The 6,813-nt window shown below is 33.9% G+C and carries 3 protein-coding genes; 1 reads left to right on the top strand and 2 read right to left on the bottom strand.

From position 1 onward, the window contains the following. Nucleotides 1-2,648 (bottom strand): RICIN domain-containing protein (locus ACVC2P_RS12040; RefSeq protein ID WP_452598717.1); only part of this gene is annotated, 2,648 nt, incomplete at its 3' end. Between the two features lie 41 nt (nucleotides 2,649-2,689). Next, nucleotides 2,690-5,311: a trypsin-like serine peptidase gene (locus ACVC2P_RS12035; RefSeq protein ID WP_452598716.1), complete on the bottom strand. Its 2,622-nt coding sequence runs from the start codon at nucleotides 5,309-5,311 to the stop codon at nucleotides 2,690-2,692. A 914-nt stretch (nucleotides 5,312-6,225) separates the two neighbouring features. Here ACVC2P_RS12035 and ACVC2P_RS12030 point away from each other — a divergent pair. Continuing rightward, nucleotides 6,226-6,441: a hypothetical protein gene (locus ACVC2P_RS12030; RefSeq protein ID WP_452598715.1), complete on the top strand. Its 216-nt coding sequence runs from the start codon at nucleotides 6,226-6,228 to the stop codon at nucleotides 6,439-6,441. Nucleotides 6,442-6,813: the final 372 nt, after the last annotated feature.

Below are 6,813 nucleotides of genomic sequence, written 5' to 3'. Positions count from 1 at the left end.
GAGGATGACCGTCCATTAAAAAGGGGAAGGCCTTCTGAAGTCAATGTAAAGAAATTACTGTTCTCTTTCACTTTATTCAATGAAAATACGGATGCCTTTTTAGCATCCCATCGCAAACCTATCCTTTTATTGTTATATAAGAATTCCTTAGTATTTGTAGCTTGTATTGCATAAGTTAAACATCCACTGTATATTATATCAAGATTTTGGTTTGTTGTAGGGTTATCATCTGCTATCTCCAATTTAGCTATGTTTCCCTTATTACCTCCAAGAACGCGGTTGTTGTACCTATTGACCAGCCATACCTTTTTATCTACATAAACTGGTCCTGCATCTGATGACCGTTCTAGATAAAACGTGTTACCATTACTGAAATTGAAAACAAGATCAGTTTCTCCCTGTTGTACATTATGTCCTGATGTTGCCAAATAGGCCTGTTGGCTGCTATTTATAAGTTTTATTGGATAATTACCCTGTGTATCTTTTTTACCAAATTCTATCTGCCAGTACAATGCTTCATTATCTGGATTCCAGTTATAGACTCCTATCTGGCCACTGACGATACCCAGTGCTTTCTTACTGTTCTTATCCATAATGGCATAAAGGCCATCGATTTGGTATTCTACCAACCATTCTGGCTTTGAATTACTGGAGCTTGTACTTTGACTAGAAATTTTTACACCCTCTTCATTTGCTTTTAAAAAATGGTTGTTAGGGCTATAAACTCCATGGGATTCTTTGATATGGTAATAGTCTCGCTTTACTATATTGTTGGTCACGGCGTTCATCTTAACCAGTTTTCTGGAAAACGAATTATCAGTGTAGAATGTTGTAATATCTACAAAATCTCCTCCAACTATGGGAACATTCAATAACATAAAGCCAGCATCTTCTCCCTCATTATTAAAAGTAACGATGTTATTGTCATAAAGATGTTGTTCTTCATAAGAAGTCTCTTTGTATTTCACATTAACACCTTTAAAAACTAAAGTGTCATTTGTGGATGTTTCACTATTCACATATGCATAAATGGTGTTCGCGTTGGAACTATTTACATCTCCCTTAAAATCAACAATTAGGGTATGTGGATGGTTTAATACTTCCAGTTCTATAAAGTCTATATCTTTTTTTGGACCTACGGTATAGGGAACATCAAAATGAAGATTGGATTTCCCAGGGTCGGGAGCATTTACCGATCCTGTAGTAAACTGCATTTGTGATGTGGTATAAATCTCAGGAAATACGTTGATACTGGCTTCTTGCCCCTGAGACTCTTTCTTTGTAATGCTTTCCTTAGTATCTCTAGCTTGGTAATCGAGTAATTTCATAAAAAACAGACTATCGTCGGTATATGTATTTGGACTGATCCCACCAGGCGTAGGGTGGATAGCGTCTATTCCGTCCGTATCCGGATAAAAATTGGAATCTGCTTCGATAAGAGCCGGGCCATGGCTAACGGTTACTTTACCGGGGGTATCTGAGTTAGGGCCGAACGTTTTGGTCAAAGTAAACCGGTTATCGCTCCTGGCAGGATCATAATTTTCAGGGAAAACCCTACTTGTTCCCACATAATCCTGTCCAAGTGTATTTCCTATAAAATGAAATGGCTTTTCAATGGAGAATATTAAGTAATATGAAGCTCTCGGTAAAAAAGATATATCTTTTATCCTTACTGCCAATCTATCCCCCAAGTCTTCTACATGGACTTTATCTGTTTCATTTTCTCTTGTGTTGTACTTTCCATCGGGCTCTACTGTAGCTAATTGTATCCTTACCTCTCCTTCAATAAGCTTACTATGCCCTGTATCCATTTTATAATTATGGGAAACAGTATAGTAATCATCAGTATCGGTATCGGTTGTATGATAAGATCTATCCCAAGTATAATCCAGTTTATGTTTCCACGAAGCATTATATCTGTAATACAGTTTATTGTTTTCTGTATAAAATGTAAAATCGGGAATATTATACTTATATGTGATTACATTATCTTTTATCCCATTTGGTCCCGTAATAGTATCTTTAAACGTTGAAAAGGCATATGAGGTATGTGTATTGAATTTAGAAATATTATATGCTTTATCTACATGCCGGTCTGCTTTGTTTTCTTCAAGATAAGTACGTACATCTTGGCTTTCCATATGTTTTTTAAGATAGAACATCCCTGAAAAACGGTCTGTTTCTGCATTCAGGTCTTCTACTGGAATATGCATAGATGGTACCATGGGAAATTCAAAGTCTCCCCCATGCATGATCTTTGCTACATTATGGTCTTGATGAATCTGTGAGATATGCTCTCCCTCGAATATTGATAAAACCTCAAATGCCAAAAACCCTAATGCTCCTACGGTACCGGTAACACCAGACACCAAATCTGTAATGCCTATTGCAGCCAAGGCGTCAGTTGCTATATCCACTGTAGTCCCTACACTTTCTCCAACAGCTTCTTCTACTTCTGCCCCTAGTATTTCCCCTTCGGAAAATCCCATTTGGCCGCCTTCTTCTCCAATATCTACTGAAAACTCTGTATTTGATTCCTCTTCACATTCGCAACTGGTACAGAGTTCTTGCCCAAAGACTGAAGTGCTCATGGTGCATAGCATAGCCAAAATAACTATGACACTAGTTTTGATTTTAATTTTTTTCATTTTTATATAATTGATTATTTCTATTTGATGGTATACTTTCATTACAATTCACTTTCACAGGATTCTTCTACATTGGTTCTGTTTGGCCTTCGCCTGACTTGTGTTCCTGGTGTCCCGGCAGATTCTGTTTCACGTCCTGGAATCAAACTTTCTAACTCTATATCTTGTTCGCCTCCTATGTTGTTAATTGTTGCCCTTGGTGTATTGACTTTTTGAAAAACACCATAGATCGTTAAACCTGTTACTATACTTCCTCCAAATATTGAGCCTGCCAGAATTTCATTGTTGTTGACCGGGTGGGTTACCTTTCTGTTTTGCTGATCCAATGATGTTATTTCTGATACTGTCAATAATTGGTAAGGTAATGACACTCCTTGTTCATTATATACATTTTGAAAACCATAATAAGTGATCTGATTCCCCGATACTGTTTCTTGAAAACTATATAGCTTTAACGCTGTAGTATCTGATACAGTTCTTAGTGTTTTAGTTAGTAGTGTATGATTGTTGAATGTTGTTAATTTATTGACGCTCCTTAGATCTATATCCAAGTATTTCTTTTTCTTAGAAAAGAATAGGGTATATTCTGATACTTTAGACGATTTTTGTATGGTTAATTGATCGCAGACCGAGTAGTTCGAATTACCTTTGTCATCAGTAAAAGGAAGCCATTTTAGTTGGTCTGCACTAACCGCTGCACATTGCCCTTTTGTATTTACCAAAACACTGGGGCTGGATACTTCTGTAGTTACTGCTGTAGCTAATAAAGTAGAATTGTCATTCTTAGGATAGATCGCTACTGTATAATCCTCAACCTCGCCTACATCATAAACACCAGACCCGTCGGAAAGTGGTGGCGCCCCTTCGCGCATGGCTATACGAATACGTGTTTTGAAGCCATCAATAGGAGCTACAAAATCTTCAGGAATAATAAAGCTTGCTTTGGGGGTTTCTTGATGAGTACCTGTAATACCTGTAACAACATGTTCACCCAAACCATTAAATTTGTAATCTTTGTCATAATCTACCCATACACTGTAGTGTAATGTGCCTGACATAGCCTTTGGTGAAAAAGTTAGTTCTACTTCTGACCCTGGTTGAAGCGCGGGAAAACGATGCTGGATTAAATTGACGTAACCACCATTGTTTTCAGTCTTATATGGTGACGCTCCCGTTACTTCACTGTTTTTCTTTATCTTGATATGTAGCGAGTCTATATATGCACTGCTACTTTGTAACCCTCTATTTTCTGGGTAATTAGCATTCTTATACAGTGCCTTAAACTCCTCTGGTTTAAATAACTCTACAGCATTACGATAGCCTAATCCTGGGATTTTTAAAGCACGAATAATTGCATTTTCCTCTGGGGAGGCATTTTTAACTTCTAGAACTACAGGTAAATTATATTCATACCTGTTTAATTCACTTTCTGAAACCCCGCGATTCATAAGAATTTCATTAATAGTTGCACTACTAAGAGGCGTTACTTCTTCTACTTCGAATTCTCCCTTTTTAATACCATCGCCAGTTGCAACAGTTGAGTAGAGAACTCTAGGTTCTTGTAAGTTGTCTGATAAATAAGTAATAATCTTAAATTGGATATTACCAGATTTTCGATAAATCCCACCAACAGAAGTTTCATTTTTTAATTGATTTAACTCCCATAAATTAAGTTTTATCATTTTATCTACTCCCTCATTTAGACTCGGAGTTTTAAAAGATTCATTAACCTGAAGTTGAAGATCAAATTTACTTTCATTAATTATGTGTTTTCCATTATCTAAACCATATCCACCAATAACATTACTTGCGTAAGTATTGCTTGGATCTAAATACTTTTGTAATAAAGGGGCTCCGTTAGGTTCGAACCATCCGTTACTCAATAAAGATCCATATGCATCTAATACATTGCCAAATCCAGCACCTCCACTAGTAATTGCAATAACTTTTTTCTCGCTGTTGAGCCAAGCAGCACCGCTAGTACCGGGCTCCATTTTAGTACCGTTAAAAAATTCGTTTTTTACAGACCATGATTCAAAATTTTTGCTCATGTTAACTCTTAATCGTCTGGAGGGTGTGTGCTTGAGTTTATATATTTTTTTTAAATCACCTTCTGGGTGTCCTATTATTTTTTCTGGTTTTGATATCATATCAATTGACCATCCAGAAAAATAAAGGTTATCTATAAAAGATTGATCTTCTATATCTAAAATATCTAATTCTAAAAGAGCTAAATCTTTACGAGGTATAATGTTCAATACCTTTGCAGTAATTTCTATTGCTTTTATCCCGTTCTCAGTTCTTTTTTTAGGATTCATGGCTTCATAATTGAAGGAGAAAAGTATTGAGACTTCATCATCAGTATCTGAGTAAGCTCCATTAGAATCTTGCAAACAATGAGCAGCAGTAACTATATAGTATTTGCCATTTTGATTAACAGTATTTAATAACGTACATGTACAATTTCCGTTATCATCTATATCAATATAACTAACGGATCGCTTATAATCTTGGTGTTGTGTTCCTAATGAATCATTAATATTTATATTTTTAATATCAGAATGTCCTCCGGGGTTTAAATCTTGAATTTGCTGTGCTGTTGAGTAGTGGATACATAAAAAAACTACCATATAGTAGAAAATTCCCTTTAATTTGTCATTCATTTCTTAATAAATTTTATTTTTCATTTTTAGACTTGTCGATTTTTTTCTTCTTTCTTACATTTTATGAAAGAATTTTTCTAATATGAATTCAACTTTCTTTTTACAGAGTATATGCGTACTTCTTTTAGAAACATCTAGACTTACTAATCTGTAGGGTTATTGAGTTAGAAGGACTATCTTAAAACATATTTTAAGAATTATGAGAAAAAATCAAGAGTTTACAGGATAGATTTTAAACGTAAAACCGTAGAATAACGTTATACTAAAGATAGTTTTACTAAAGTTTTACCGAGGTTAGTAAATAATTGGGGATATTTTGAAATCACTGATTATTCAATTTTCAGACGTTACGCGAGTTGTAGATAGGTTGTTCAAAAAAGATTGTTTAGTAGAGAAAGATCGGAAGAAAATAGAAGAATGGTTTTTATTAGTTTGACTCAAGAAAGGCTAAATAAGTTAGATAAAGCTAAAAATGTTTTGGTCTCTTTCTGAGAGAAATAGAAGTATAGACTGATGAGGAATGGGCTTGCAACAAAAAGTTAGGCTTTAAGTTGAGTGACTATGCCTTAATTTTTTGATTATACATATTTAATTTATACTCATGAATGTTTTTATACTGGTTTTCCCGATAATATTATAGATAAATTGGATGATTACCTGATAACTAAACAGGAGATAATAGATCTTTTAATTTGGAACGTCCAAAGAATAAATAATATCCCATTTTTACCTCTTAAGGAATTAACTTAGAAGGTTTTTCTCTTTGCTTGTATCTTCAAAATCAAGCTTTGCATTTTTTTATTAATAGGTTAGAAAATCTTTATCAATTTTACCGTACAAAAACCATGTACGGAAAGCTCCAAAACTCTTTTTGTTTAGAAATAAATAAAAAATAAAAAAGAGCTTAACTTAAAATGAATTCTGGATTAGTACAAGATAAAATCTTTAATGCTTTAGTAGAGACACTATCTATTGAAGAATTACAGACCATTCTAAATAATAAAAAACGACAGGTTGTCTCTAGGCCTGAACCGCAAATTAAGCTCAACCCCATGACTAAAAAACAGAAACTAAAAGAGTATTATAGAAACCTCATGATACAAAGAAAGATGCTTTACAAAACAAAATAATAGACCTCTTAACCCCTAATATATTCTTCATTGCTTGTTAAATCTACAATAAGTATTTCCCATAAAAACAATTTAAAAACTCAAAATAGTCCACGCATTATTTTGAAACTGTTATGATTTTAATAATCAGCACTAAAAATTGGTTAATTTAGATACTCTCTCCTAAATTTTCTTTTCTAAAACATACTAAAAAAAGACATAATCAAATCTCTTCCATAGGAGTTTTATAGCTTTAATATTTTTCAAAAAACTTATATAACTATTCATAACTTAAAGAAAAAAACTATATTTGTAATAATGATAAAGCGCATACAAAAGCGCATACAGCAATCTATAAAAGCACAAAAACAATATTTATCAACAACCTAATAA

The organism is Pontimicrobium sp. MEBiC01747, from assembly GCF_053601635.1.
Note: the sequence above shows the minus strand (reverse complement) of the source record. Positions and strands in the feature narration are given on the sequence as shown.

Bases quoted from the DNA above. Each gene is read 5' to 3' on its own strand.
- ACVC2P_RS12035 (WP_452598716.1), bottom strand. From the start codon at position 5,311: ATGAATGACAAATTAAAGGGAATTTTCTACTATATGGTAGTTTTTTTA.
- ACVC2P_RS12030 (WP_452598715.1), top strand. From the start codon at position 6,226: ATGAATTCTGGATTAGTACAAGATAAAATCTTTAATGCTTTAGTAGAG.